The organism is Neobacillus drentensis (genome assembly GCF_021560175.1).
GTDB classification, from domain to species: Bacteria; Bacillota; Bacilli; order Bacillales; family Cytobacillaceae; genus Neobacillus; species Neobacillus drentensis_A.
In genome coordinates, this window is the sequence record NZ_CP091110.1 from 2,851,679 (window position 1) to 2,877,520 (window position 25,842).

The 25,842-nt window shown below is 35.0% G+C and carries 29 protein-coding genes; 25 read left to right on the forward strand and 4 right to left on the reverse strand.

The window, feature by feature from the left end:
- Positions 1-1,488 precede the first annotated feature (1,488 nt).
- Complete coding sequence (locus tag L1999_RS13265; protein ID WP_235743974.1) at positions 1,489-2,058, forward strand: dihydrofolate reductase family protein; 570 nt, start codon at positions 1,489-1,491, stop codon at positions 2,056-2,058.
- 177 nt (positions 2,059-2,235) lie between these two features.
- Here L1999_RS13265 and L1999_RS13270 read toward each other — a convergent pair whose 3' ends face one another.
- Positions 2,236-2,631 carry a DUF3224 domain-containing protein gene (locus tag L1999_RS13270; protein WP_235743975.1) on the reverse strand — a complete coding sequence of 132 codons (396 nt, stop codon included), beginning with the start codon at positions 2,629-2,631 and terminating at the stop codon, positions 2,236-2,238.
- 278 nt (positions 2,632-2,909) lie between these two features.
- Between L1999_RS13270 and L1999_RS13275 the strand changes: the two genes are divergently transcribed.
- The 10 genes from L1999_RS13275 (at position 2,910) to L1999_RS29860 (ending at position 9,621) form a co-directional block, all read left to right on the forward strand.
- Positions 2,910-3,476, forward strand: a complete 567-nt coding sequence (locus tag L1999_RS13275; RefSeq protein ID WP_235743976.1) for a hypothetical protein — start codon at positions 2,910-2,912, stop codon at positions 3,474-3,476.
- Positions 3,477-3,809: 333 nt separating this feature from the next.
- Positions 3,810-4,355 carry a signal peptidase I gene (lepB, locus tag L1999_RS13280; protein ID WP_235743977.1) on the forward strand — a complete coding sequence of 182 codons (546 nt, stop codon included), beginning with the start codon at positions 3,810-3,812 and terminating at the stop codon, positions 4,353-4,355.
- Between the two features lie 407 nt (positions 4,356-4,762).
- Positions 4,763-4,912 (forward strand): hypothetical protein, encoded by a 150-nt coding sequence (locus L1999_RS13285; RefSeq protein ID WP_235744509.1) that lies wholly within the window; start codon positions 4,763-4,765, stop codon positions 4,910-4,912.
- A gap of 187 nt (positions 4,913-5,099) precedes the next feature.
- Positions 5,100-5,537: a VOC family protein gene (locus L1999_RS13290; RefSeq protein ID WP_235743978.1), complete on the forward strand. Its 438-nt coding sequence runs from the start codon at positions 5,100-5,102 to the stop codon at positions 5,535-5,537.
- A gap of 232 nt (positions 5,538-5,769) precedes the next feature.
- Positions 5,770-6,192, forward strand: coding sequence for a FosM family fosfomycin resistance protein (fosM, locus tag L1999_RS13295; RefSeq protein ID WP_235743979.1), 423 nt, complete (start codon positions 5,770-5,772; stop codon positions 6,190-6,192).
- A 224-nt stretch (positions 6,193-6,416) separates the two neighbouring features.
- A complete protein-coding gene (locus tag L1999_RS13300; RefSeq protein ID WP_235743980.1) occupies positions 6,417-6,842 on the forward strand; it encodes a MaoC family dehydratase in 426 nt (141 codons plus the stop codon).
- A gap of 327 nt (positions 6,843-7,169) precedes the next feature.
- A complete protein-coding gene (locus L1999_RS13305; RefSeq protein WP_235743981.1) occupies positions 7,170-7,655 on the forward strand; it encodes a DinB family protein in 486 nt (161 codons plus the stop codon).
- Between the two features lie 221 nt (positions 7,656-7,876).
- The gene (locus L1999_RS13310; protein WP_235743982.1) at positions 7,877-8,089 is read left to right on the forward strand and encodes a DUF5316 family protein; all 213 of its coding nucleotides are present in this window, start codon (positions 7,877-7,879) and stop codon (positions 8,087-8,089) included.
- A 311-nt stretch (positions 8,090-8,400) separates the two neighbouring features.
- Positions 8,401-8,622, forward strand: a complete 222-nt coding sequence (locus L1999_RS13315) for a hypothetical protein (RefSeq protein ID WP_235743983.1) — start codon at positions 8,401-8,403, stop codon at positions 8,620-8,622.
- A 588-nt stretch (positions 8,623-9,210) separates the two neighbouring features.
- Positions 9,211-9,621 (forward strand): CBO0543 family protein, encoded by a 411-nt coding sequence (locus L1999_RS29860; RefSeq protein ID WP_430540020.1) that lies wholly within the window; start codon positions 9,211-9,213, stop codon positions 9,619-9,621.
- 305 nt (positions 9,622-9,926) lie between these two features.
- On the opposite strand, the gene L1999_RS13320 is transcribed toward L1999_RS29860, so the two are convergent.
- Entirely contained in the window at positions 9,927-10,319 is a 393-nt protein-coding gene (locus L1999_RS13320) for a CotD family spore coat protein (protein WP_235743984.1), read from the reverse strand.
- Positions 10,320-11,111: 792 nt separating this feature from the next.
- Here L1999_RS13320 and L1999_RS13325 point away from each other — a divergent pair.
- From L1999_RS13325 to L1999_RS13335, 3 genes are read left to right on the forward strand one after another with little or no spacing between them, the layout of a single operon-like run.
- Complete coding sequence (locus tag L1999_RS13325) at positions 11,112-11,594, forward strand: DUF2975 domain-containing protein (RefSeq protein ID WP_235743985.1); 483 nt, start codon at positions 11,112-11,114, stop codon at positions 11,592-11,594.
- Between the two features lie 11 nt (positions 11,595-11,605).
- Positions 11,606-11,821 (forward strand): helix-turn-helix domain-containing protein, encoded by a 216-nt coding sequence (locus L1999_RS13330; protein WP_057989683.1) that lies wholly within the window; start codon positions 11,606-11,608, stop codon positions 11,819-11,821.
- Positions 11,822-11,867: 46 nt separating this feature from the next.
- Positions 11,868-13,115 (forward strand): DUF4153 domain-containing protein, encoded by a 1,248-nt coding sequence (locus tag L1999_RS13335; protein WP_235743986.1) that lies wholly within the window; start codon positions 11,868-11,870, stop codon positions 13,113-13,115.
- A 280-nt stretch (positions 13,116-13,395) separates the two neighbouring features.
- On the opposite strand, the gene L1999_RS13340 is transcribed toward L1999_RS13335, so the two are convergent.
- Positions 13,396-14,373: a M20/M25/M40 family metallo-hydrolase gene (locus tag L1999_RS13340; RefSeq protein WP_235743987.1), complete on the reverse strand. Its 978-nt coding sequence runs from the start codon at positions 14,371-14,373 to the stop codon at positions 13,396-13,398.
- Positions 14,374-14,728: 355 nt separating this feature from the next.
- Here L1999_RS13340 and L1999_RS29610 point away from each other — a divergent pair, with 355 nt between their 5' ends.
- The 10 genes from L1999_RS29610 (at position 14,729) to L1999_RS13385 (ending at position 23,895) form a co-directional block, all read left to right on the forward strand.
- Entirely contained in the window at positions 14,729-14,857 is a 129-nt protein-coding gene (locus L1999_RS29610) for a hypothetical protein (RefSeq protein WP_275677620.1), read from the forward strand.
- Positions 14,858-15,196: 339 nt separating this feature from the next.
- Positions 15,197-16,888 carry a glycoside hydrolase family 13 protein gene (locus L1999_RS13345; RefSeq protein ID WP_235743988.1) on the forward strand — a complete coding sequence of 564 codons (1,692 nt, stop codon included), beginning with the start codon at positions 15,197-15,199 and terminating at the stop codon, positions 16,886-16,888.
- 153 nt (positions 16,889-17,041) lie between these two features.
- Positions 17,042-17,893, forward strand: coding sequence for an NAD(P)-dependent oxidoreductase (locus L1999_RS13350; protein ID WP_235743989.1), 852 nt, complete (start codon positions 17,042-17,044; stop codon positions 17,891-17,893).
- A 153-nt stretch (positions 17,894-18,046) separates the two neighbouring features.
- Positions 18,047-18,220: a hypothetical protein gene (locus tag L1999_RS13355; RefSeq protein WP_215042416.1), complete on the forward strand. Its 174-nt coding sequence runs from the start codon at positions 18,047-18,049 to the stop codon at positions 18,218-18,220.
- 191 nt (positions 18,221-18,411) lie between these two features.
- Positions 18,412-20,190, forward strand: a complete 1,779-nt coding sequence (locus L1999_RS13360; protein WP_235743990.1) for a DNA/RNA non-specific endonuclease — start codon at positions 18,412-18,414, stop codon at positions 20,188-20,190.
- Between the two features lie 227 nt (positions 20,191-20,417).
- Positions 20,418-20,663 (forward strand): hypothetical protein, encoded by a 246-nt coding sequence (locus tag L1999_RS13365; RefSeq protein ID WP_235743991.1) that lies wholly within the window; start codon positions 20,418-20,420, stop codon positions 20,661-20,663.
- Between the two features lie 1,061 nt (positions 20,664-21,724).
- Positions 21,725-22,207 (forward strand): GNAT family N-acetyltransferase, encoded by a 483-nt coding sequence (locus tag L1999_RS13370; RefSeq protein WP_235744341.1) that lies wholly within the window; start codon positions 21,725-21,727, stop codon positions 22,205-22,207.
- A gap of 62 nt (positions 22,208-22,269) precedes the next feature.
- A complete protein-coding gene (locus L1999_RS13375) occupies positions 22,270-22,578 on the forward strand; it encodes a lipid II flippase family protein (RefSeq protein WP_345790896.1) in 309 nt (102 codons plus the stop codon).
- 11 nt (positions 22,579-22,589) lie between these two features.
- Positions 22,590-23,141 carry a GNAT family N-acetyltransferase gene (locus L1999_RS13380; protein ID WP_235743992.1) on the forward strand — a complete coding sequence of 184 codons (552 nt, stop codon included), beginning with the start codon at positions 22,590-22,592 and terminating at the stop codon, positions 23,139-23,141.
- 97 nt (positions 23,142-23,238) lie between these two features.
- Positions 23,239-23,895 (forward strand): DUF3885 domain-containing protein, encoded by a 657-nt coding sequence (locus tag L1999_RS13385; protein WP_235743993.1) that lies wholly within the window; start codon positions 23,239-23,241, stop codon positions 23,893-23,895.
- A gap of 79 nt (positions 23,896-23,974) precedes the next feature.
- Here L1999_RS13385 and L1999_RS13390 read toward each other — a convergent pair whose 3' ends face one another.
- Positions 23,975-24,865, reverse strand: a complete 891-nt coding sequence (locus tag L1999_RS13390; protein ID WP_235743994.1) for an AraC family transcriptional regulator — start codon at positions 24,863-24,865, stop codon at positions 23,975-23,977.
- A 313-nt stretch (positions 24,866-25,178) separates the two neighbouring features.
- Between L1999_RS13390 and L1999_RS29615 the strand changes: the two genes are divergently transcribed.
- Positions 25,179-25,799 (forward strand): sugar O-acetyltransferase, encoded by a 621-nt coding sequence (locus tag L1999_RS29615; RefSeq protein ID WP_275677623.1) that lies wholly within the window; start codon positions 25,179-25,181, stop codon positions 25,797-25,799.
- Positions 25,800-25,842: the final 43 nt, after the last annotated feature.

Below are 25,842 nucleotides of genomic sequence, written 5' to 3' on the forward strand. Positions count from 1 at the left end.
AAAGGCATTTAAATGAACAATCTAATCTAAAATCTCCCAATAGCTAATAGTCAATTTAGACAACTTTGCTTGTTTTTCTAGGGATGATCTTACTTGGTATAACAGCATCCAACTATTATTTAATCTTTTTTCTATTTGCATTGGTTGCGGTTCCTGATGGATGTGCCAATCCCGATAAGAATGACATTGATTCCGCATTATGTAACTTCTGAAGAGTTAATAAAAGCTAATGGAATTGCCGAAACAGTGACTCAAATCATTCAAGCAGCAATGTAGTTCGTGGGTAGTTTGCTGTTGCTTATTTTAAGTCCTCAGCAACTTATTTGGATAGTTGGATGTTAGTTTGCAATATCTAGTACTTTACTATGTTTTTTAGAGAATGTTATCGACCTGTGTGGGGGTTATTGGGCAAACAAAACATATTCCTCAACAAACGGGAGCGTTGCTAAAAATATAGACTTCAAAGAAGGAGTTATAAATGTTGAACAAAATATTTTTAACTTAATCCATAAACGGCTTTGACAACCTCTTCTAAAGATGGATATTGATGGAGAAGTTTTATATAATATTTTGAAATATATTGTAAGGAGGCTTTAGTTTATTACTAACAAAATAAGAGAGTGGGAAATTGCTATTATATTAAAGCGAAAAATATTAACTGCTATTCTTAGTAGTTTGTTATTTGCACTTGTTTTTTCAGTACTTGGTGGCATTGAAGTGAACCGATTTTTTAATTTATATTTAAATTTATATTTTTTAAACTTTATGTTTGTAATTACGTGCGGAGTTATTGCTTCCTTTTTTAGTGACTGGCTTAGTAGGAAGATCTCTAAAAGAGCTTATATTCGCGAAATTACCTCCTTTATAATTCATTGTTGCTGTGGAGGAGTATTACAAGTTTTTGGTCTTGGTTCTGCTATCTTATTCTTTATTATTGATCGTTTATTAGGTAGGGTGAAGATTGGATGGCTGTCAGTAATAATAGCATTATTAATCGTAGTCCTAGTATTTATAATTATGATTAATAGGTAGGGAAAATAAGCCAATTTAACTTAACTGTTAGAGATTGGAATTATGTAATTAAAGTAATGAAAGTTTTAGTTGAATAGCAAGCGATTGTGGAATATGTGTCCTTTTTCTTATTTAAATATGGGTGCGATTGTACAATAAGAGCAGCCCCATCTATTGTTCCTCTAACGGAACTGGTTACTTTAGAAAGGATTTTTAATGCTTATTGAAGAATAGAATCCCAAAGATATATTGGTGGTATTTTTGTGAATAAGAACAAATTGAGGGTATAAAGGCTGGCAATCATTAAGAAAATGTCTTCAATAAAGAAAAGCGTTTCCGCAAAGTGGAGACGCTTTTCTTTATTGAAGTAACGGGGCTAGTTAATTTAATAAACACCAGTAACTTTATTTAGAAATTAATACTGTTGATAATAAATATTAGCGGAACAATGTCTTAATAAAAAAGGAGCAAGAATTTATGTCCGATAACGTAAGACCAAGAAGAATAATTTTAGATTTAGCGGTTACTTTAGATGGCTTAATTGAAGGTAAAAATGGAGAAGTTGATTGGTGCATTATGGACGCTGAGATGGGGTTTATTAATTTTTTAAATGAAATTGATACTATTTTATATGGAAGAAAAAGCTACGATTTATGGGGACAATATACTCCAGAAAATGATGCAACTGATACGGAAAAAGAAATGTGGGAATTAGTTCATAGTAAAGAAAAATATGTGTTTTCTAGAAAGCAAAAACAGACTGAAAATAAAACAATTTTCATAAATGATAATATTATTGAAGAAGTAAATAAATTAAAGAATAAGCCTGGCAAAGACATCTGGTTATATGGCGGAGCAAGTCTTATTACAACTTTTATCAATTTAGGGCTTATTGATGAATTTAGATTATCTGTTCACCCAATTATTTTGGGAGAAGGAAAACCTTTATTTATTGACATAAAACAGAGAACAAATCTAAAAATGGTTAAAACAAGAAAGTTTTCTTCTGGCGTTGTTCAACTAATATACCGTTTGAACGGAAGTTAATAATATTGTATTCCAAAGATAATATTGTTACTTTGTTCTACTAACTGGTGCAAGAGTTAAAGATTGGGATGGCTGCGATCCCTTTTTTATTGCACTAGCGGGGCAGGATAGTTGAAGAAGATCTTTCGACGAAAAGGACATTCCTGGTAGTACAGAAATGCCCTTTTTACTGCTTTGTTAGAATTTAAAGTCTAGAACCATCTTACTGGTTTCACCTGTAAACTTATAGTTATAGGACCCTTTCAAGCTCTCTAAGTCACCGGTAGCTTTGATGATTGTTGCTGGACAATCTAGATTTCCTTTATCAAATATTCCTTGCTCTAAAGCAGTAAATGTCCCCTGTTTTCCCTTGTAAGTTCCTTCAAAATGCAGAAATCCGGAAATTTTAGAAGTGGCTAAGTGACCATCAACTATAGTAGAGTCTATATAAAATAATAAATATTCAACAAAAGCTTTTCCTGTTAATTCACCCTCAATATCATATTCGACATGGGCAATATTTATAGGGAATTCTTTTCTAGTGTCGTCTACTGGATTTTCATCCCATTTGCTAACTGTAAATGTTACCTCCATGGTAAATCTCCCTTCATTATTAAATGGTAATTCACCTCTAGTATAATATCCAAAAAGTACCATTATCAATAATAGAATTGGATTACTTTTATTAATTTTTCTTTACTAACTTTGTGAAATATTACACTTAAAGTAACGCGTGCGAGTGTTAAACAAATGATTGCTGCGACGTTCTTTTTCTTGTTGAACTACCGGGCAGGTTACTTGAAGGAAAAAACGCTTTAATCCGAATCTTAAATGTATTGCAAACGTATTATCTTTAAAAGGGAGAGGGTGTAATGTCAACAAATAATAACAAGACAATATCCATTATTTTTTTAAGTTTAATGTTGTTAATGTTAGGGTTCTTAATAGTTGCTTGCTCAAAGGCTGCAGATGCAGAAGACACAAATAAAGAGGCAATTAAAAAAGTTCTTGAGCATCAGTTTACTGGTCCAGATGAGGAGTTTATGGATCTAATGTGGAATCCTAAATATAGGACTGTTGTGAATAATAAAGAAGAGAACAAAGAGTTTGATAAGTATGTAGCAGAGGTATACGGACCTTACTTTACAGATTCTGGGCTCGATTCATTCATAGATGCATTTGGTACTCAATACCCAACCTTTGCTTACAACACTGGTTATAAGTTAAGCTTTAAGGGTGTCACGATTAAGAAAAGTGAGAAAATTCCTTATCGTTATACCTTCATAGCAAAGGTCGGTTATCAGAAAAATGGAGACGAAGAAAAAACTGCAAATGTAGAAGGTGAAGTTCTCTTCTCTACAAAAGAAGAAGGAAAAATCGGGCGATTCGAATACGGAGACGACCACGGTTTGTCGGATATTTTAAGAACAAGCAATTGAACAATTGAACAAGCAAGCACAAAAAGGACCTAATTCGGTTCTTTTTTTATGATTGAAATTACAACACTTTTATTATATTGCCATTCCAAAAAAAAGTTTGTGAACAAATGTACTTAAATTATCGGTTGCATTACCAGAACAGCGGTAATGCTTTTTTCCTATTCAAGTAACAGGGAAGTTTAGTAAAAAAAGGAATTTCCACCAACTTTGTGGTATATATTCCTTGAAGCAGCTTTCCTAAGTATTCTAATTACAGGAGGAATCTAGTTATAAGTCCACAATATGAGGTTGAAAATGCAGAAGTAAATGACCATTTTGAGAGGATGAAAGTAAATGGCAAAAGATAGAAATGAAAGTTGGGAATGGATTAAGGCACTTCTTATTGCACTATTATTTGCTTTTATTATCCGAACCTTTTTCCTTACACCAATTGTAGTAGAGGGTGCATCTATGATGCCTACATTACGAGACCAAGACCGAATGGTTGTATCAAAAGTAGGAGAACCCAAAAGATTTGATATTGTTGTTTTTCACGCTACAGAAAATACAGATTATATCAAACGCGTAATCGGTTTGCCTGGAGATCGTATTGAGTATAAAGATGATACTCTATTTGTAAATGGTAAGGCATATAAAGAGCCTTATCTGGACGAATACAAAAGAGAAATCGAGACAGGTCCACTTACAGCGTCTTTTAAACTGGAGGAAACGGCAGTCGGCAGTGCGACTGTTCCTAAAGGGCAGTTGTTTGTGATGGGTGATAATAGAAGAAAAAGCAAGGACAGCCGCCGAATAGGGGCTATTCCAATGGATAAGGTAATAGGAACAACGAAAATAGTTTATTATCCTATTAAGGAGATAAAAATTATTGGTAAATAAATATTCTCGATGACAGATTAGCATAATCATTGTTCAACTAACATGGTGCTTTTATTGATGAAGAAATAGAGGTGAAATGGTGCCAACGCCAATTATATTACTCTTGTTACTCATATCAATTTTAGTTTTTAGAGGCGTACAAAACGGAAGGATAAAATTTACTGTTAAGAAGTTTATATTGGGTTTGATTATAACGATCCTATTCATTAACGTGATAATGTTTTTCATCTTATAAAATACGATGAAAATTACTGTACTTGAACTAACAGGTAGTAATTCTTCCATAGCGAAAGATCGCTTTTTCCTTCTTTAAGGAATGGATAGTTTAGTTTAATATAGAACAATATGATAATAAAGAATTACCTAAATCTGGTTATTGTTAATTTATTATTTTAAGTGAAGTTGGTGTGAAAATGGATTTGCTGGTGGGATTCCTAATATTGGCGGCAATTTTTTCAGTTTTTGATGCTCTACGAAAAGTGAATAATAATATCTTAGACCAAACAGAAGAGATAAAAAAATTACGTGAAGAATTAGCAAAAGGTACTAAAAATTAGAAGTTCCTCTTCAACTATCGGATGCTTGAGTTTAACAAAGAGTAGTAGCTGCACTCTTTTTCTTGTTCCACGAAAGGGTTCGGTTTGTCGAGGAAGGATATTTTCTTTTTTAAGCGAATTATAAATTCAAACAAACCTTACATAAATACAGGTATCGAAAATAACAGGAATATAGGTGGTATGAGAAATGAAGATCAATAGAATTGATCATGTGAGTATAAACGTAAATGATCTTTCAGAGGCTAAAGCGTTTTTTCTTGATTTAGGACTTGAAGTGCAAGCAGAATGGGAATTGGATGGAGAACAATTGGACAGAATAGTTGGGCTTAAAGATGTTAAAACGGCATGTGTAGGAATGGGGATGCCAGATGGTCAGGCATGGATAGAGCTAGTCAAATTTTATACGCCGTCAGATGAAAGAAATAATCAGAAACCTTTTGCAAATACGCTGGGGATCCGACATATTTGCTTTGCTGTTGAAGATCTTGAAGCTATTGTTGCAAAATTGAAAAAGAGGGGTACAGAAATTTTTAGTGAGATAGAGCAATATGGAGAAAGTTATAAATTATGCTATGTTCGCGGTCCAGAGGGAATTATTTTAGAGTTGGCCGAGAAAATCAGTTAAATATTGAATCGGACTTGAAATGATTTAGACCTCCAACTTTAAAGACATCATCTTAAACGATTGGTACTTATGTTAAAGATGGGATATCTATGTGTATCCCGTTTTTTTGTGCTAATGGTAAGGCTAGTTAGAGAATTACACTGATATTAAAGATACACCTATACTAATGGGAAAAAGGTAGAGATAAATGGTTAAGGGAAGTTTGTGAAGTATTACACTAAGAGGTGTTATTATGTCGATAAAAGGTCTTAATCATTTTTTATTTTCAGTATCAAATTTAGAGAAATCGATAGAGTTTTATAAAAAAGTGTTTGATGCAAAGTTGTTAGTCAGGGGCAGAAGTACAGCTTATTTTGATTTGAAAGGTATATGGCTTGCTCTAAATGAAGAAACAGATATTCCCCGCAATGAAATCAGACAGTCATACACTCATATTGCTTTTTCAATAGAAGAAGTTGAGTTTAATGATATGTACCGTAAACTTGAGGGATTGAATGTAAACATCCTTTCAGGTCGTCCCAGAGACGAAAGAGATAAAAAATCCATTTATTTTACTGACCCTGATGGTCATAAGTTTGAGTTTCATACAGGTACTTTACAAGATAGGCTCGATTATTATAAAAAGGAAAAAAAACACCTGGAGTTTTACACTTAATAATTTCTGTTCAGATAAATACTTACTATCGAAAGGAAACAGGTGAGAATCTTCAAGAAGAGGTCGCCTTTTATCTTTTTATACAAGAAATAGTGTGATATTTGTACTTGAACTATCTGGTGGGTTAGCTTAAGAAAACTTTGAAATTTTCCACTGGTTGAGTACCTAGTGCTATAATAAACATGGACAACAACGACTACAACAACTAAATTGAGGGTGTAAGAATGAAGTTAGATAAGTTTACAATTGGACAGAAGTTTCAAACTAAATCATTAAAATTAACAAAAGAAGATATTATGAAGTTTGCAGGAGAATTTGACCCTCAGTATATGCATTTGGATGAGGAGAAAGCAAATCAGGGCAGGTTTGATGGAATTATTGCTTCTGGTATACATACGTTAGCCATTTCTTTTAAGCTTTGGGTTGAAGAAGGTTTCTACGGTGAGGATGTTATTGCTGGAACACGGATGAATAATATTAAATTTATTAAGCCTGTGTATCCTGGAGATGAACTGCTTGTCCATGTTGAAGTTATTGATAAGAAAGCAACATTAGATGAAACAGGCATCCTTACAGTATCTTTATCTACTTTTAATAATAAAGATGAAAAAGTTTTTGAAGGCGACTTGTCCGTATTGATAAAGCGATGAAGGATGATTGAAAATCTTAATAGTTAAAGTCCTGCTGCCAAATGGTGGCTTTTTCTTTTTAACTAGGCTAACAAAGCCTTTACTAAAAAGGAAAATGGAAGGATTTTACTGATTGTATGGAGAATAACTCCTTTATCGAGTAAAAAACGGAAGGGAAGAAAGTGGATTTTGTTTATTGTTAATAAGAAGAAGTGGGGGTTATTTTATGATTTCCTTGGTTTTTAGTTTTGGGAATGTTTGTTGAAATGGTCATATTAAATAAGGTTTTTTAATATTCCTAGAATATATTTTAACCGAGTATTTATTTCTTATTGCGGAGGGGTTGTATTGCAAACACTATTTAGATATAACTGGATGGTAAGAGAAGATTGGTATCGTTGGTGTGAAGAGTTAAGTGAAGAAGAGCTTTTGCAAAACCGAACGGGTGGTATGGGAAGTATATTACATACGCTTTTCCATATTGTTGATGTTGAGTGGAGCTGGATAAGTCTCTTACAGGGTAAGACTGACTTTCAGGAAAGTTTCGATCATTATAAAAGCTTGAACAAGGTTCGAAAATTGGACGCAGAATTTCATTTAGATGTGGAGAACTTTGTGAACAACTGGGAATCTAGTATGGAAAATCAATTATTTTACGATACCATGCCAGATGGAAGAATTGTAACGGATACTTGGGGTGAAGTTATGAGACATACCATTGCTCACGAAATTCACCATATTGGACAACTATCAGTTTGGGCAAGAGAATTGGGAAGAAAGCCTGTTTCAGCAAACCTTATCGGACGCGGTCTTTCCTCTTATTCTAAAAAATAATTTTTTCAAGTTCTGCTTCTTATCGGAGGCGATGCTTTATAGAGGCATCGCCTTTTCTTTGTCTACTGACGGGACTGTTTGTGGAGCAATGCACTTAAACTAAAGGGTGCTTGAGTTTAACAAAGAGTCGTGTAGAACAGTTGAAGAAGTAAAACTAATATGAAACAAAGAGACCCTTATTGCGTATGTATTGGTAAGGTGGTAATCAAGGGGGAATTTTTTTGTTTCAGTTTTTTCTAATTGTAGGAATAGTAGGTATTATGATTTCAGGTGTGTTTATCGGGGCTTGGGTTGATGGAGACCGTCAAAGAGGAAATTTTTATTCAGAAACCCCAGAAGACAGAAATTCCAGAACAAAAATAGCGTTAATATCTGGTTTCGTAGGCATACTTTCTTTATTAATTTCCGGATTAATTTATTTCATATTTCAATAACAGATTCTAAAGTGCTTACCATTAACAACTAAATGGCAGGTTTTTTCAATAATTATCCTCAATAATTGGTATTTATTGTATAATTGTAAATAAATACCTTTGGAGAGATGTATATGATATTAAATACAATAACACCTATAGCAATATTAGCAGGTCTTGTTATTTTTGGATACCTAATGGTTAAGTTAGTTAAGGTGTTAAAAAAATAAGGGAGTACAAGTTAGATTATACAAATACGATAAAATTTTCTTCTTTTAATCCCCTTTATGTCAAAACATGGATAAGCGGGACAATGGAAAGAGGTGAAGATTTTGAAAAAAACAGTATGTGTAGGTTTAATATCATTTATCTTTGTAAGCAGTTTACTAATATCAATAGGATTTTGGTTGGATATTAAATTTTTAATGTTTAATTTTTACCAAGAAACCTCAAAAGGATTCGAAGCTGGAGGTTCTTTAATTCCTTTTATTATAGGGTTAATTTGCAGCTATTTTATCGGTAATTACTATCAAAAAAGACAACAGAGTTATTAAGCTAACAGGAGTATCCCTGTATAAGTTTGTGAAGTATTATGGTTACCTTTCCAAATAAAATGTAGGGGGGCAAGAGGTGTAATAAAGCTAGGCACCAAAGGTAGACAGGTAGTGTTCGAGGGAACACCTAAACACATCATCCATGAAGAGCGGTCAATCACGGGAAGATACTTAAGGGAGCATTTATAAAATAATCAAATAGATATTAATTTTTTCAGTTTTTGCTCCTTGTCGGAGGCGATGCTCTATAGAGGCATCGCCTTTTCCATTTGTTCTGGGTAGTGGGTGCCTATTTTCCTGCAGAGGTTGGAAAATTGGAGAAAATTTGAAAAATATTACTCCCTCTTGCTTATCAAATTATCCAGTTTCTTTTAGAAATTCCATATATAAATGGCAGTATAGTTAGAAAAAACTGGTGCAATATATAGAGAGTTAATATCATTCAATAATGAGGGATCAATTTATGTACAGCAAAACAGACAAAACGGGTAGCAAGTATCATTCACTTCAAACGGATATATGGCTTCATCATGATTTATTTAGTTTTGGCTGGTTAGTATCGTCATTATAAATATATTATTTCTTATCATGTTCATTTTCTTAATCGACCGCTATAGAACGTTATTAATTTCTTTTGCTTTTATAGTTAGTTTTGTAATTGTTGGTATAGGAGATGAAATAGGCTCTTATTTTGATTTTTGGAGTTATCCACATCAGTTCCTTGTTTTTACGCATCGATTTAATGCAGTAGATTTTTCTGTGATGCCCGTAATGATGGCTTTAACTTATCAATACTTTTCAAAGTGGAAGCCTTATCTTGTTGCCACTGTTATTATGTCGGTAATAATTTGTTTTATCGGGATACCGATTTTTGTTTTTTGGGGATTGTATAAATTAGAAGATTGGAACTACTTCTATTCTTTTTTGGTCACGTTGTTAATGTTTATTATGATGAAAATGATGGTTGATTTTGTAAACAATAGATCAAAAAAGAGATAATATTCTAATTTGAAGTTAACTCTTTAGATGAGGCGATGCTTTAAGAAGACATCGTTTATGTTCACTTTTCTAAAGCTGTCAGAGTGGCAGCTTTTTATTTTGCATACAGAGCAGGCGTGGCAGGATAGTATAAGATTTTTAGACGGATTTGGCCACAAATAGTGATGTAGGAACAGCTAATTTTTTAAAATAAAAAAAGGTACCGTTTGGGTACAAGGAGATTTTGTATCTAGGAATGATTTTAGTTTATGCAAATGACCAGAAAATGATAAAAAATAAACCCCATAAATGGGGTTAAAAAGAAGCTAAAATCCAAAAGGTCCCATTGGACAACAAGGATTGACTGGAACACCGCACATAGTATGTGTTTCACAGCATTCATTTACACAGGACTCTGTGTGTGGAAAATAGTGTTGATGATTAACATGCAGCTTGTTAACGGTTGTTGTATGTGATGGATGTAAATGTGTAACTACTTTATTAAATAAATTTGTTTTTACATATTGTTGCGCAGGGTCAACTAGTCCCGGATCATACTGTGTAGGAAACACTTGTGGTGGACAGTATTGAGGTGGACATGGTGGTGGCGGGCAGAATTGGGATGGCATTTGTTGCATAGGAGCAATCTGATTAGGCAAGGCGTTTGGCATGGCATTCGGAAACATATTTGGTGGGACATTTCTATTTCTTTTCATCATTCGATGACCTCCATATGAATTTGTCTTGGTATATCATTAGTCTATTCAAATTTAAATTTTGTGGACTAGTTGAATACCTATTTTAATAGTAGAATGATGCTCCTTGGGCGCCTTTTCTTGTCCACTCTCGGGCAGGCTAGCGATAGATGAATCCATTCCAAATAAAAAAAGACGGTTATCCGTCTTTCTCTTTAATTTAAAGGTGAGCTTGACTCTTTCTTTGTTTAATAAAATGAAAAATACAAGATCCTAGGTAATAAAGAAAGAAATAGCCAAAAAGAATGAGAGTCGGTATTGCGTTAGGAAGTATTTGTATAAGGATAATACCTATAACAAGAAAAATAAATGAAACAATAAAATTAAATTTATATTTCGTTATTCTTTTCATTAAATCACCTCTAACCTTATTTTACCATTATTTCGGGGGTGTTTGTGAACCGATGTACTTAAACTATGAGGTGCTGTTGTAAAGGATGAAGAATTCGAGCTTTTCTCCCTGAATTTCTTTGATGCTTTTCCCTACTAAAAAGCGTGACCCACCCTTAGTTTTGCAACGGTCTTAAATCCGTATTTTTGATAACTTATTTCTTATTGTGGTAACGGGGCTGGTTAGCTGTACGAGTTATAAATTTTATGGTTTAAAGTTTTAGAGCATTTCTTTGATCGGGAATGCTTTTATTTATGTGTAAAAAAGAAAACAATAAATAAATTATTAAATATAATAAATATTTATTGAAAAACGATAAAATATATATTAAAATCAAAAACAGAAATATAAGTGAGGTGCTTTATATGGAAAAAGTAACAACGTTGTTTTTAAAGATAGCGGTTATTCTTTTAGGAATCCCAGTTCTTGCTCTGTGCATCTTTTTGGTGCCTGAGATGGCGGATCTTGCAGCAAAATTGCTTCCAGAGTTCGCTTTTATAAAATATCTCGTTTTCATCATTTTTGATGCATCGGCGATCCCTTTTTACATTGCTTTGTATCTGGCTTTCAAACTCTTACGCTATATCGACAAAAATAAAGCTTTCTCCGATTTATCTGTGCAAGCTTTAAATAAAATCAAATACTGTGCAATCACCATCAGTATTTTGCATGTGCTAGTTTGGCCGCTCTTCTATATCTTTGCGGAAGTAGACGACGCACCAGGGGTTATCTTTGTAGGCTTGGTTGTTCCTTTTGCTTCGATAATTATCGCTGTCTTTGCAGCTGTTCTTCAAAAACTTTTACAAGAAGCAATTGATATCAAATCGGAAAATGATCTAACGGTCTGAGGTGAATAACAATGGCAATTATAATCAATATTGATGTGATGTTAGCAAAAAGGAAAATGAGCGTAACAGAGCTTACGGAGAAGGTTGGAATAACAATGGCGAACCTTTCTATATTAAAAAATGGAAAGGCTAAAGCGATTCGATTCTCCACTTTAGAGGCAATTTGTAAGGCTTTAGAATGTCAGCCTGGAGATATTTTAGAATACAAAAGTGACGAAGACAGTTAAACATGGTGGAAGAATTTAATATAGCCATTATCAGAGGAGGTATAACATGGACATTCACAATTTGATTATTGAAAATTTAGCTAATCCGTATGAGCTGGAGAGAATGTATAGAAAAGATTCGAAAGCTTTTAAAAAGTCATTTTCACACGCTTGGGAACAAAATCCTGATTCTCAGATTCTTAGCGTATGGTATGAACGATTGTATTTCAAGGAGACGGCAAATACAGGGAGAATTTTCTTGCTTCAAAAAGGATTCATAATTATGGGTATTTTAGCCATTCTGTCCGGAATAAGCACCAGGACCATTTTTCATTTTGTCGAACAGGAAGCAATTGCTCCAATTAATCTGGCTTTTGGTATCATTCCCTTTATTGCTGCCTATTTTATTTACAATAATACACCGAAAAAAAGTGTTATTTATTCCCTTGCAGCGTTGTTCCTTATTTCTGGGTTTTATCTTAATATGCTGCCATTAAATGATAACGACACTAAGATCCTTGTTTATTTACACCTTCCCATATTCTTATGGGTATTAGCAGGGGTTGCATTTACAGGAAATGAATATTCAAAAGGCAATACAAGATTAGCTTATATTAAATTTAATTTGGAATTTTGTATTCTCTACGCCAGCATGGCAGTTAGCGGAATGGTGCTAGCAGCATTAACCATGCAGTTATTTCGATTTGTTGGCTTGAATATAGAAGACTTCTATTTTAGTAATGTCGTTTTATTTGGTGCTGCCGCTCTTGCGGTTGTAGCTGCGTACCTGGTATCAATGAATCTTAAACTTGCTAAGAATATTACACCCTATATAGCTAAAATTTTTAGTCCGCTTGTCCTGGTTACATTGTTGGTCTATCTTATAACGGTTATATGCGTCGGAAAAAATCCATTCTTAGACCGCAATTTCCTCATCGCCTTCAATGGAATACTTCTTGGTGTATTGGCCGTTACCATATTTTCCATTACTGAAAGCGACCCAGACGAGAAAAAGAGCATTTCAGATATTATTAATTTTGCCTTAATTGTTCTTGCGCTTATCATTGACAGTGTGGCTTTGTCAGCCATCTTGTTTAGACTTTCTTCTTATGGGATTACGCCTAACAGACTTGCTGTTTTAGGAGTAAACATACTTATCTGGGCAAATCTAATTTTAATCATGCTTTCCTATATCCTTTTTCTACAAAACAAATCCGGACCTTCAACTATCCAAGATACCGTTACTAAGTATTTGCCGGTCTACGGACTTTGGGCAGCTTTCGTTACATTTACTTTTCCTCTAATTTTTAATTAGAAAGGCTCTGTTAATGTAATAAAAAGCAAATCTTCAATAACTTATAAGGTCCTTAGAGCCGATATTATGCAGCTTTTTATACAGAGTTGCATACTATCGGCTTATTTTCAATAGTATCTTTAGCTTAAAAATGTTTTATATGGTGCGTTAGTTTAACAAGGTGTCGCAATAAGGGATTCTAAAAAACTTAGAAATACTTTTTTATGTCTATACATGATTGTTAAAATTAAGAAAGGCTGTCTCACATTAGAGTGAGGCAGCCATCCGTTTTAAGCTGGAACTATTTAGAAGTGCTTGTCTTGTCCATAAATTTTAATAGATCTGTTAATAAAACACTAAAGGTAGACAAATGTTCCTGAATTCTTCCTGGATACGCATTTTCGATAAAATCAATCGAATCGTTTGGTGTATGCCAAACTTCACCATGTTCCACTGTTTGAGTATAGCCATCTAAATCGCCGATTTCCCAGTTAGTGGATTCTAGATATCCGTAAGGGATACCCTTTGCTTTGAATGGTGCATGGTCACTCCAATCTCCAGTCGTGCCAGCTGGGTAATCAGGGTTCAGCCCAGGGTTTGTTCCCACGTTTAATTTTTTCTTGTTTACAATAGCTAATGCTTGTTCACGAATGAAGCCCGCTTCGCCTTCATCTCCATAAACAAACATGTGATCCCCAACAGCAAGACTGTCCATATTGATCATCCCAACCGTATTGTCAATTTCATCGGATGTCATATGATTCGCATAATAGCTAGAACCTTTTAATCCTGGTTCTTCAGCTCCAAACGCGATAAATACAATGGAGTAAGGTGTATTTATATTCTTCAAAACTTCTGCTACTTCTAATAGCACTCCCACGCCTGAAGCATTATCATCAGCCCCTCGCCCCACGGAAACGGAGTCATAATGAGCGCCTACGATGATTTGTTTAGCAGACTTTCCCGGTTTATAGGCAATCACGTTGGAAGATGAAATTTGTTTCCCTCTACTTGTATAAGTAAACGGTTGTACTTTCGTCTTAAGCCCAATTCGGTCAAATTGACCTTTAATATATTGTTCTGCTAGTCTTTCATTTGGACTTCCTGCTACCCTTTGACCGATTTCATACGTAAGGTATTTCATGTGTTCGTAGGCCATTGCACCATCTTTGTGTGCTAGGGATGGTTTATATGTAATGGTTTGGGCAGAAGCAGCTCCTACAATGGTCAATAATCCAAACAGTAATGCCACAAAAGAAAACATAAATTTGCTTTTCACATGATCACTCCTAATTTGTTTATATTTTTATATAGTAATATATTCCAATTAGATAAACAATAGATATGTGAGAATTTTCATTCTACTTAATAAAATTAACATCAAGAACCAATTAACTGATAATGTAAAAAAAGAAACCTTAAAAGGAGGGTTCTATAAGAATTTTTGGGTTTTTAAGAAGCATTGTTCATTTCCGGTGGAAAAGCTTGTGAAACCGCGGCACTGGCTCTTTTTTCTTGTTTGGCTTAGATCAGGAAGGATTTTAAATAGCCTTGGAGAATTTTTAGATTATCTACATTAAAAGAGAAACAAAGACGGCTAGTAAAAGGACTTAATTTAAAGAGGTGATAGGTAATTGGAGACAATGAAAATAAGAAGAATTGCAGTCGATTCCATTCTTTATACTGACGTGGACGATTGTGAAACAGACGATAATATAGAAGATTGGGATATTCAATTTGAAGGAGGGCTTATCAGTACTTGAAGGTAGATTAAATACCACAAAATTGGTGCGTAGCAAACTTCAAAACTGCATCATTCCTTAAATTTTACTTATATATAATTGTTCAAAAAGTCTCGAAAATTATTTACGAGACTTTTTTTATTTATCCATTCGCGGATAGCATATGAACTCGTAAAGAATTCTTAATAAAACATCTTGATTGATGATGTTAACCACCCATCTATTCAAATGTTTTTGCCATAAAGATATTGGGTAGTAAAAAATACAGTATCCATAATGTTGACAAGCTGAAGTTTTTCGAAGGATGTATGGAGTTAGTAATGTTTTAACCTTAGATTTGGCAAGGGGGAATCTCAAACGATGGAAAAGAAATGGTGGAAGGAAAGTGTAGTGTATCAAATCTATCCGTTGAGTTTTAAGGATTCAAACGGCGACGGTATTGGGGATCTACAGGGAATTATTTCAAAACTTGATTATTTAAAGGACTTAGGTATCGATGTCATTTGGATTTGCCCTATTTATCAGTCACCCAATCACGATAACGGCTACGACATCAGTGATTACCGGGCCATTATGAAGCAGCTCGGGACGATGGAGGATTTTGATGAACTGCTAGCACAAGCTCATGAACGGGGGCTTAAAATTATAATGGACTTGGTTATAAACCATACATCGGACGAGCATCCATGGTTTATTGAGTCTCGTTCTTCTCTCGATAATCCTAAACGGGATTATTATATCTGGAGAAAAGGGAAGAATGGCGGGCCGCCAAATAATTGGGAATCCTATTTTAGCGGATCGGTTTGGGAATATGATGAAACGACGGATGAGTACTATCTGCACCTGTATACGAAAAATCAGCCAGACCTAAATTGGGAAAATGAAAATGTCATCAGAGATGTGGAGGAGATGGTTCGCTGGTGGCTGGATAAGGGTGTTGACGGATTCCGTATGGATGCCATTGCACACATAGTCAAAGCTGAAAATCTTCCAGATGCTCCTAATCCAAACAACCTTCCCTATGTGAGGGCCTACTCATTATTTTCCAACCTAGAAAAGGTACATACGCTGCTTCGAGATTTAAATGATAAAGTATTGTATCAGTATGACATCATGACTGTGGGTGAAACCTCCGGGCTCGGTCCTGAGCAGGCGTTAAACTATATTGGTAACGAACGGCATGAATTGAATATGGTGTTCCAATTCGAGCATATGCTGCTGGATTCTGCTACAGGAGGAACCGGTAAATGGGAGCTGACGCCCTGGAATTTGCTCGATTTAAAAAACATTATGAGTAAATGGCAGACAGTCCTTCACGAAAAAGGCTGGAACGCCAATTATCTTTGTAATCATGATCAGCCTCGCTCCGTTTCCCGCTTCGGAAACGATGGTAAATATCGAAAAGAATCCGCCAAAATGTTAGCGACCTTCCTATTAACCCTAGAAGGAACCCCATATATCTATCAAGGGGAGGAAATTGGGATGACAAATCCTCAATTCCAATCGATTCAGGACTATCGGGACATTGAGACGCTTAACTATTACCAACAGGCTGTCGAGTCCGGGACTCCAATTGATACAATGATGGAGGCGATTTGGAAAAAAAGCCGGGATAATTCGCGTACTCCCATGCAGTGGGATGATTCCCATGCCGCAGGATTTACGACGGGGACGCCCTGGATTATGGTAAATTCTAATTATCAGGAAGTCAATGTTCAAGAAGCGCTAAAGGATGAAAATTCAATCTATCATTATTACCGAAAGCTCATTGCTTTGAGGAAAAATCATGAGGGGTTAGTGTATGGAGAGTATAAACTGTTGTTGCCTCTTGACCCGAATCTCTACGTTTATACTCGTAATTTTGAAGAAGAAGAGTTTTTGATTATCTTGAATTTCTTTGATCGAACGCCTGAATTTACATTGCCCGAAGAATTGAGCAGTCTTTCAGCGGAGCTGTTACTTTCAAATTACAAGGTGGAGAAAGAGGATTTGCACGAAATAACCTTCAGACCTTATGAAGCACGAATTTATAAATTAAAGAGCAGGGAATAAAATCTCACGAGATAGGATTGATGATAAAACGGAAGCCAAATTTGGCTTCTGGTTATTTTTAGTGAAAGAAATTCAACTATCCTAAAGGATATTAGGGTGTGTCAGGTGAATGTTAAAGTGGACTTATTTTTTTACTAAAGGAGTGTTAGATTAATGAAAATTGGTTTTATCGGTTTAGGAACGATGGGGCTTCCAATGGCAAAGAATTTGCTGAAAAATGGGTATGAACTAACGGTTTTTAATCGTACCAAAGAGAAAATGGATCTTCTCAAGGCAGAGGGGGCCATCCTTGCTGGTTCTCCTAAGGAAGTTGCCTTAAAAAGTGATATGGTTTTTACGATGCTTACGGCCGATGCGGCTGTAGAGGAAGTAGTGCTTGGTGAAAATGGGATTGTTTACGGTGCCCATCCAGGTTTAATCGTGATTGATTCTAGTACGATCTCACCATCTACAAGCAAAAAGTTGGCAAAGGAACTTTCACATCGTGAAGTGGATATGCTTGATGCTCCGGTTACAGGCAGTGAACCGCAAGCCATTGAGGGAATTCTTACCTTTATGGTAGGGGGTAAAAAAGAAATTTTTGAAAAATGTATGCCTTTGTTTTTAGCGACAGGACAAGGTGCTTATTATATGGGGGAAAATGGGAAGGGCTCCTATACGAAGTTAGCTAATAATACTATGTCTGCCATTAATCTACTTTCGTTCACTGAAGCGGTCACAATGGCAACAAAAGCTGGCATTGACCCGGAAATCTTTGTTAAGGTCGTCAATGGCGGAGGAGCTAGAAGCGGCCAAGTCGATAATAAGGCACCCAAGATTTTAAATCGCGATTTTACACCACACTTTATGACAAATTTAATACATAAAGATCTTGGTTTAGCAACGGATGTAGCAAAAGAATTAGAAGTTTCAGCGCCTGTTCTCGCCATAGTAAAAGAAATCTTTCAAATGGCTAAAGCAAAAGGATATGGTTCAGAAGATATGAGCGCCGTCATTAAATGCTAAGAAGAGTGGGCTGGGGTTACAGTTGAAAAAGTAAAATAAATTGCCAATCCCAGAAGATCACCTATAATTTTTACGTCATCCTAACCGGTGACGTTTTTTTATTAACCATATTCAAGTATAAGGAATATGATAAAAAAAGTGAGGTGAATAGGTATGTCCGATTTTACTCCAGGCTCTTATGTAACTGCTCATTTTATTGACGGGACAGCGGTAGAATTTAAACTTATTTCTTTACATGTTACTTATTTTGTAGGAATAAATAGCTTTGGGCATACGGTTTTAATTCCTTTTGATAATGTTAAGTATTTAGAAAGCAAAGCGCTCTAAGGAAGAGAAGCGTTTTTCTTTTTTTTATTTATCCAGAACGTTTGTTCGTGTATAATAAGGGTAATAAAGAAATGGGGGATGACCGCGATTGCTATCGCGTTCGAGACAGTATGAAGTGACAGATCCCCTTTATAATGCCGGAGTAAATAAAGATGTAGAGGGATTTTTATTAATATTTTAGGAGGGAGAATATGTCTATTATACGGTTTAAAGATTTTCAAAAATTTAATCAGGACCTTGTAACTAGTCAGCAACAACAAGCACTAAAGCGTTATATTGAACGTTCAAATGAGCGAGAACGAACGGATGATAACCAAAATCGTAAGTATCCATTGGAAATGGATACACCAGAGAGAATTTCTGCTCGAAAGAAAATGATAAACCCTCGGGATGGACTAGCTTTGGAACGGATATTTGGGGAGAATGATTTGTTTCCTATTTCTTATTTTGAAGCAGGGCTTAAAGCAGCGAAGCCTGTCTGTAGAATTGAGGTACGTGATAGAATAGGCCGAATTCTTGGATACGGCACTGGTTTTCTTGTTTCTTCCAATCTATTACTAACAAATAATCATGTAATAGAAAACGAGGAATCTGCTCTTTTTAGCGCTGCACAATTTAACTATGAAATGGATTTTGATCAAAAGGAACGTCCGATTAAAAGCTTCCGATTAAAACCTACTATGCTTTTTATTACAGACCAGAAGTTAGATTTTACTTTAGTAGCCATTGAAGAGACCTCAGCAGATGGATCGAAATCCAGTGATTTTGGATTCTTACCATTACTTCCTCAAAAAGGGAAGGTTTTACTTGGTGAATATGTATCCATTATTCAGCATCCATCTGGTGCCCCAAAAGCTGTAGCCTTTAGAGAAAATAAAATTACGGATGTCTTTGATGATTATATTCATTACTCAACTGATACGCAGCCGGGATCTTCCGGTTCTCCCGTTTTTAACGATCAATGGATAGTAGTGGGTCTGCACCATGCAGGTGTTCCAGATCCCAATGATACTACTAATTACATATCCAATGAGGCTATCAGAATTAGTAGTATTTTAAAATTTGTTATGGAACAGAGTGTCAATTTAAGTGATGGAAAGAAAGCGTTAATTGATGGGATTGTAGCTAATAGGGAAGGCATTGATACAAAAACGGAAGAATGGCATGATGAATTTTCGACTGGTTATGATACTAAATTTCTTGGCGACAACTATGAAGTTCCTCATCCAAGATTTCCTTCTGACCTTAAAGGGGACATCGTAACACAGAGGAACGGTGACACTGTGTTAAATTATACACATTTTTCAATCGTGATGAGTAAGTCCAGGCGTCTAGCCTACTATACTGTAGTGAACATTGATGGAAAAAGATTAGTGAACATTGGTCGTGAAAATAACTGGACGTTTGACCCACGTATTGAAGAAGAATATCAGTGCGGGCCAGAACTTTACGATAATAATGATTTTGATAGAGGACATCTCGTCCGCCGAAGAGATCCTGTATGGGGAGATAATGCTGATCAGGCAAATAAGGATACATTTCACTATACGAATTCTTCTCCACAACATAAAGATTTAAATCAGAAAACATGGTTGGATTTAGAAGATTATATCTTAGAAAATGCTGATAAATTGAATTTGAAAGTTACCGTGTTTACAGGTCCAGTATTTCGGGATGACGATATAATCTATCGAAATGTTAAAATACCTGCAGAATTTTGGAAAGTTGCTGTTATGGTTAAGGAAAATGGGGAACTATCTGCGACTGCCTATTTGCAAACTCAAAAAAATTTACTCGATCATTTGGAATTTGCCTATGGAGAATTTAAAACTTATCAAGTAAAAGTTTCAACTATTGAAAACTTAACTGGCCTCGACTTTGGAAACCTAAGGAATCATGATCCATTGGAACGAATTGAAATCACCGCAGCAGGTCGCATTATTAATAATTCTAAAGATATACTTATGTAAGTAACTATAAGACCAGTAACTATAAAGCCTTAATGGATGCGATACTTCGTAATGAAGGTCGCTTGTTTTCTTTTTCATAAATATGATTGTGAAATGTTGCACTTAAACTATAGGGCATGTTAGTGGAACAAGGATAAGGATTTTTGTGGCAAGCTAGTATAATAAGATTAGTGTATGAATGTTGTTCTTGAGAATTCATTTTGTATTTCGGAAGGGAAGGGAGTCCATTGAGAGTAATCATGGAATTCATTCGTATTATCGTAATCCTTCTTATTCTTGGTGGTTTAAAGGGAGCTTTCTTAAAATTTATATATACGAGCTTTGGAATAAATGTAGATAATGCCAATGGTCCTTGGCTAGTTGGATTATCAATCCTGATTTTACTATTTGTATTGTATAGAAACAAACTCCAATTTTCTGGATTTTACAAAGGATCTGGTAAGGTAAAACTCTCGAAAAAAGTTAGTATGTAGCTAATTTCTTGTTCAGTAATAATGATAATTTTAGCCCCTTACTTCAATTAACTTGCAGGTTAGCTAAAGTAGGACCTTTCATTATAACAATCGAATAAAGATAAAATAAAACTGTCTTTCTGGAGAGGCGGGGTTGATTTTGTTAACCAAAATTTTAAAGATGTTGTCAATTTTGAGTGGATTAACATTGTTATCTTATGTTGTATATAGTTGGAAGGATTATTCGGATAAAAGTTTTTTAACTATGCAAATGCTTATGGTGAGTATGTTTATTTTTGGAGGAATAGATAATTTATTCAGTGAGCAAAAGTCAATGAAGATGATGGGGATTTTATACTTTGTAGTAGCTATCTTTATCACATTTGTTTCGATTAATAAATATGCATGAGCGGTACTTTGGAGTGATTTGAACTTTTTTGTTAATTCGCTATTATGCTAATGGGGCAGGTTACTTCAGGAAAGAATTCCAGTAACGAATACTAGCCCCTACCGTACAACCAAAGCAAGGGCCTTTTTAGCAACAGGTTTAAGTTGAAGCGGAGGAAAAGGCTATTATTATCATGATTGTTAACACAAAATAACCAAATCCAATCTCTTTATTTTTGTCCCCCAATATTTTACATAGCCGGCTTTCAATCAGCTGGTTAAGAATTAGTAAAGCAATTAATAAAGGAATAAGTATTAATGGGTTATTTCTCACGAGATTATAATCAAAAAACTGGATAGCCGTAAAAACAAAAAAATAAGATATTAATCCACTAATATTTCTGGAACCTCGTTTAAAAAGCCATCTAACTAACTGTTTTATTTGATTCAAAAAATAATCCCCATTTCTGCTATTGTGTATTTATTAATATATGTATTTATAATATGAAAATGGATAGGACATCCAGGACACTGCTTGTTCCCATACCTTATTTCTTATTAAGCTAAAGGAGCAGCATTAGTTCAACAAAATATCAATTAATAGAGGATTTTTAGCTTTCATAAAGAAAGAATAAGTAATTAAGTAGTGAGGGGATGAAGGAAATTTGTCAACAAGTAACAATATCATTCAGATAATGCCTTGGGAGGATAATGACCTTGATTTACTTTTTCGTTTAAACACTCCAGAAATGATGCAGCATCTTGGAGGTTCAGAGAGTAAAGAGCAGATTTTGAAACGACATAAACGCTATCTTGAGCTTGGTAATAGAGGACGTATGTTCAGCATTATATTGTCGCCAAAATTAGAAACAGTAGGTTCTGTGGGTTATTGGCAAACTACTTGGAATAATAAAAGTGTTTATGAAACTGGATGGAGCGTTCTACCCTCTTTTCAAGGGAAAGGAATAGCTACAAAAGCAGTAAAGTTAGCAATAGAAGAAGCAGCTAATGAGAACAAATATAAATACATTCACGCATTCCCATCGATTGATAATCCTGCTTCTAATGCAATCTGTCGGAAGCTTGACTTTCAGTTTATTTCTGAATGCAAATTTGAATATCCTCCAGGAAGCTTTATGCGGTGCAATAATTGGCGTTATAAATTAATTGGACAATAGCTGATTTTTCAGTTCTTAATTTTCAAAAAAATTTGTGAAATGTACTTAATCTTACAGGTGCTTTGGTTCAGGATGATGTGATCGCTGCGTGGTCATTTTTCCCACTAATGTCATCTGGAATTATTAATGGTATAGCTACTATTTTATTAATCTTGTTTATTGACCCTAAAGCTTCAGTGTTAGCTGATAGAGTGATGAAAAATCCAAGTCAGCATATTTATTTAAAAAGTTATTCATTGACTATGATTAGTTCAAGTTTGTTGGGGACAATTGGTGCTCAGATCTTGTTTATTCCTGCTGCATATTATGTAGCTTGGTTTGCAAAGTGGATTTTAATCTTACTTAATTTATGTCTATTCTTTTTTAAATGAGGGTGAATTTAATGATTATCAATCAAAAACTATTTTATATTAAAGATTTAAACTATACGATTAGACCTGCTAATAAAAGCGATGCAACAAAATTATCTGAATTAAGGCTAAAGATTGATGGTGAATCCGAAAATATGGACAGAGAAAAGGGAGAGGACTATATTGACCCGGCACGATTTGCAGAAATGATTGAAACCGATACCAACCACGCGAAAAACTTGTTTTTAGTTGCGGAACTAGATGGCAGATTGATTGGTTATTCTAGATGTGTAGGTAATGATTTAAAAAGATTTGTACATAAAGCGGAATTTGGATTAGGTGTGCTGAAGGACTACTGGGGTTATGGGATTGGAAAAAATTTAATGAAAGAAACCATTTCCTGGGCTGATAGGATCGGTATTAAAAAAATAGTATTATATGGAGTCCTTGAAACAAACGAAAGAGGCATTGAACTATATAAAAAACTCGGATTTGAAATAGAGGGTTTAATGAAAAAAGATAGAATCCTCTCAGACGGAAAATACTATAATACCTATATAATGGCCAGATTTAATGAATGTTAAGAACCTTCAGCTTCTTAAATTCGTTACTGTTCGAATCCCGACAGGATACTATAAATTTCTGACTTAGATGTCTGTTTAGACCAAAGTAGGAGGAAAAATGATTAGAAATCTTAATTCATTTTTAAATGAGAATTTTGAGGGGTTAATTTTAGAGCCCCCCTTATTTTATAATTGGAACAATAGCATTAGGTTCGAAATCTCAAATCCAGTACTACCATCCTGTGCAAAAGAAAATTTGCAACAAACTTTTCACCGTTCCATTTCTTTGTTTAAAAGGGTGTTTGAAGCGAAAGATGAAATTCTACTGGTTACCGATGTCCTTACAACAAGAAATAATCACTTTCTCCAGATGAAACCTTTAAATGTTTATAAAAAATACTTAAAAGATAAAGATTTATTATACAAATTACAGCATCAACTCTTAGTTAGATCCCTCGAAGATGAAGGGGATCAGATGGTTGTTCATCGATTTGTCCTTCAGTGCAAAAAAGACACGATTCGGTATGCCCCACTACTGAAAGCCATTTGTTATGAAGACTTTGCTCATTCATCTACTATCTTGAGAAATCATCAAGAAAGTGGATATGAAATTTATTTTGTTAATCTATCTAAAAAAATTATTTTTCACTTATATGATGATCGTGGATGCGATATTTTAGCCGCCAATAAAGAGGATATTCGTTATCTTTATGAGGAATTTAACGATTGGATTTTAAATTTTGATCGTAAAAGAATGGATCTCTTGTTTAGGTAGAACATAACGAGCATCTTCAAGCTGTCGTTACGGCAGTTTTTTCTTGCTGAACCAATGGGGCAGAATACTTCAATAATACTTAATGCATAGATAAGGTAACTTTCTTTCGATAATCCTGTGGTGTTAAGCCCGTTTCCTTACGAAAAACATAGGTAAAATAGCTCGCACTTTGAAAACCACACACCATCGCTATCTCACTGACCGTTCTATTCGTTTCCTGCAGCATCTCACAGCTCTTTTGAATACGATAACGAACCAAATAAGTATTGGGTGTTTGACCAATATACTTACTGAACAACTCGCAACATCTGCTCCTACATATAGAACCTGCCGCTGCAATGTCATCAAGTGTTAGCTTATTATCATAATACTGATGGATGAATCCAGTGATTTTCCAAACAGCCATCCATGATTGATCATCATTTAGTTGCCCAGGAACGTTTTGGATATGATCTCCGATATTGGCGCAAAGCGACGTCGCCTGTGAAAGAAGACGAAGTGGATTGCAAGTCTTACTGTTCATTTCATTGTAAATCTGTTTCAGTGAAAGTAAAATTTCATTTTTCCAGGGGCTTTGGTGTGTAAGCAAGATATAGTCTTCAGTGTCTGGCCCAAATTTTTCATCCAGGTACACTTTACCTACGTGTGTACTCTCACCAAGCAGTGAAGGATGGATAGCAATCACAATGAAAGAACAGTCGACCTTATCGGTCGAAAAACCATAATGCATGCGTTTGCTGTTTACGAAAATTCCCTTCCCCTTCTCAATAAGCACTGTTTCTCCATTCACAAAATACTCCATTTCTCCGTCTAGCATTAAAATAAACTCCAAATCAGGATGCCAATGACACGCTGCAGCATATCGATCAAATAGATGTAGAGCACCTTTACGGACATAAAGTGGAAAATCAGGTAGATTATAGTTTATCTTTTCCGATAAATCTGAAAACACTACCAACTGTGAACTCATAACAACATCTCCTGAAATATACGATTTTGATAGAATTATATTCGATAATGGTGGAATCAACAAGAGGAAACATATACAATTTTGATAAAATAAGAAAAGTATACAACGTGTCCTAAGTATAGCCAATATGTTTTCATTTAGGATATCTATTAGTTTAGATGAAATAATTAAGCTGCCGATCGCTGCGATTCGTTACCGACCATACAGATGGTTAAACAATAGTACAAGAGATTTTACATGAGTAAGGTGAATCGATGATCACCTTTTGATCAATATAAGAGAACTAATAGAATGATAAAAGGAGAAAAGTACAATGACAATGAGGGAAAGAATTTCTTCTGGAAAATTATTTACAGATTACTGCGAAGGTCTGCCTGAGGATAGGATGCAAGCGAAAAGACGAATGATGGCATTTAATGCGACAGGACCGGATACGTTGGAGGAACGCGTTCGACTTATGACAGAAATATTTGGTAAAGAAACAAAGGCATGGATTGAGCCGCCGTTTTACTTTTGCTATGGAACAAACATTGAAATTGGTGAAGATACTTATATTAACTTTAACTGTAATTTTGTGGATGATACGAAAATTATCATCGGAAAAAATGTTTTGTTTGGTCCGGCAGTAACCATCGCTACTGTGGGTCATCCAATCAATCCTAAATACAGAGGATATATGTATGCGGATCCGGTGAAAATTGAGGATAATTGTTGGATTGGTGCAGGCAGCATCATTTGTCCTGGTGTGACTGTTGGCGAAAACAGTGTCATCGGTGCCGGAAGTGTAGTGACGAGAGATATCCCAGCTAACTCCGTTGCTGTTGGCAATCCTTGCAAAGTGTTGCGCACCATCAATGAACACGATATGAAACATTATTACAGGGACAGAGAAATCACTCAAGAAGATCTGGATGAGGAAGCTCGTTTGAGATAATTTAACTTGTATCTTAAAAAAACAGGAATTTTAGGAGGAAATT

Coding starts and splice junctions, on each gene's coding strand:
- L1999_RS13265 (WP_235743974.1), top strand. CDS start 1,489: ATGTCCGATAACGTAAGACCAAGAAGAATAATTTTAGATTTAGCGGTT.
- L1999_RS13270 (WP_235743975.1), bottom strand. CDS start 2,631: ATGGAGGTAACATTTACAGTTAGCAAATGGGATGAAAATCCAGTAGAC.
- L1999_RS13275 (WP_235743976.1), top strand. CDS start 2,910: ATGTCAACAAATAATAACAAGACAATATCCATTATTTTTTTAAGTTTA.
- lepB (WP_235743977.1), top strand. CDS start 3,810: ATGGCAAAAGATAGAAATGAAAGTTGGGAATGGATTAAGGCACTTCTT.
- L1999_RS13290 (WP_235743978.1), top strand. CDS start 5,100: ATGAAGATCAATAGAATTGATCATGTGAGTATAAACGTAAATGATCTT.
- fosM (WP_235743979.1), top strand. CDS start 5,770: ATGTCGATAAAAGGTCTTAATCATTTTTTATTTTCAGTATCAAATTTA.
- L1999_RS13300 (WP_235743980.1), top strand. CDS start 6,417: ATGAAGTTAGATAAGTTTACAATTGGACAGAAGTTTCAAACTAAATCA.
- L1999_RS29860 (WP_430540020.1), top strand. CDS start 9,211: ATGTTCATTTTCTTAATCGACCGCTATAGAACGTTATTAATTTCTTTT.
- L1999_RS13320 (WP_235743984.1), bottom strand. CDS start 10,319: ATGATGAAAAGAAATAGAAATGTCCCACCAAATATGTTTCCGAATGCC.
- L1999_RS13325 (WP_235743985.1), top strand. CDS start 11,112: ATGGAAAAAGTAACAACGTTGTTTTTAAAGATAGCGGTTATTCTTTTA.
- L1999_RS13330 (WP_057989683.1), top strand. CDS start 11,606: ATGGCAATTATAATCAATATTGATGTGATGTTAGCAAAAAGGAAAATG.
- L1999_RS13335 (WP_235743986.1), top strand. CDS start 11,868: ATGGACATTCACAATTTGATTATTGAAAATTTAGCTAATCCGTATGAG.
- L1999_RS13345 (WP_235743988.1), top strand. CDS start 15,197: ATGGAAAAGAAATGGTGGAAGGAAAGTGTAGTGTATCAAATCTATCCG.
- L1999_RS13350 (WP_235743989.1), top strand. CDS start 17,042: ATGAAAATTGGTTTTATCGGTTTAGGAACGATGGGGCTTCCAATGGCA.
- L1999_RS13355 (WP_215042416.1), top strand. CDS start 18,047: ATGTCCGATTTTACTCCAGGCTCTTATGTAACTGCTCATTTTATTGAC.
- L1999_RS13360 (WP_235743990.1), top strand. CDS start 18,412: ATGTCTATTATACGGTTTAAAGATTTTCAAAAATTTAATCAGGACCTT.
- L1999_RS13370 (WP_235744341.1), top strand. CDS start 21,725: ATGCCTTGGGAGGATAATGACCTTGATTTACTTTTTCGTTTAAACACT.
- L1999_RS13380 (WP_235743992.1), top strand. CDS start 22,590: ATGATTATCAATCAAAAACTATTTTATATTAAAGATTTAAACTATACG.
- L1999_RS13385 (WP_235743993.1), top strand. CDS start 23,239: ATGATTAGAAATCTTAATTCATTTTTAAATGAGAATTTTGAGGGGTTA.
- L1999_RS13390 (WP_235743994.1), bottom strand. CDS start 24,865: ATGAGTTCACAGTTGGTAGTGTTTTCAGATTTATCGGAAAAGATAAAC.
- L1999_RS29615 (WP_275677623.1), top strand. CDS start 25,179: ATGACAATGAGGGAAAGAATTTCTTCTGGAAAATTATTTACAGATTAC.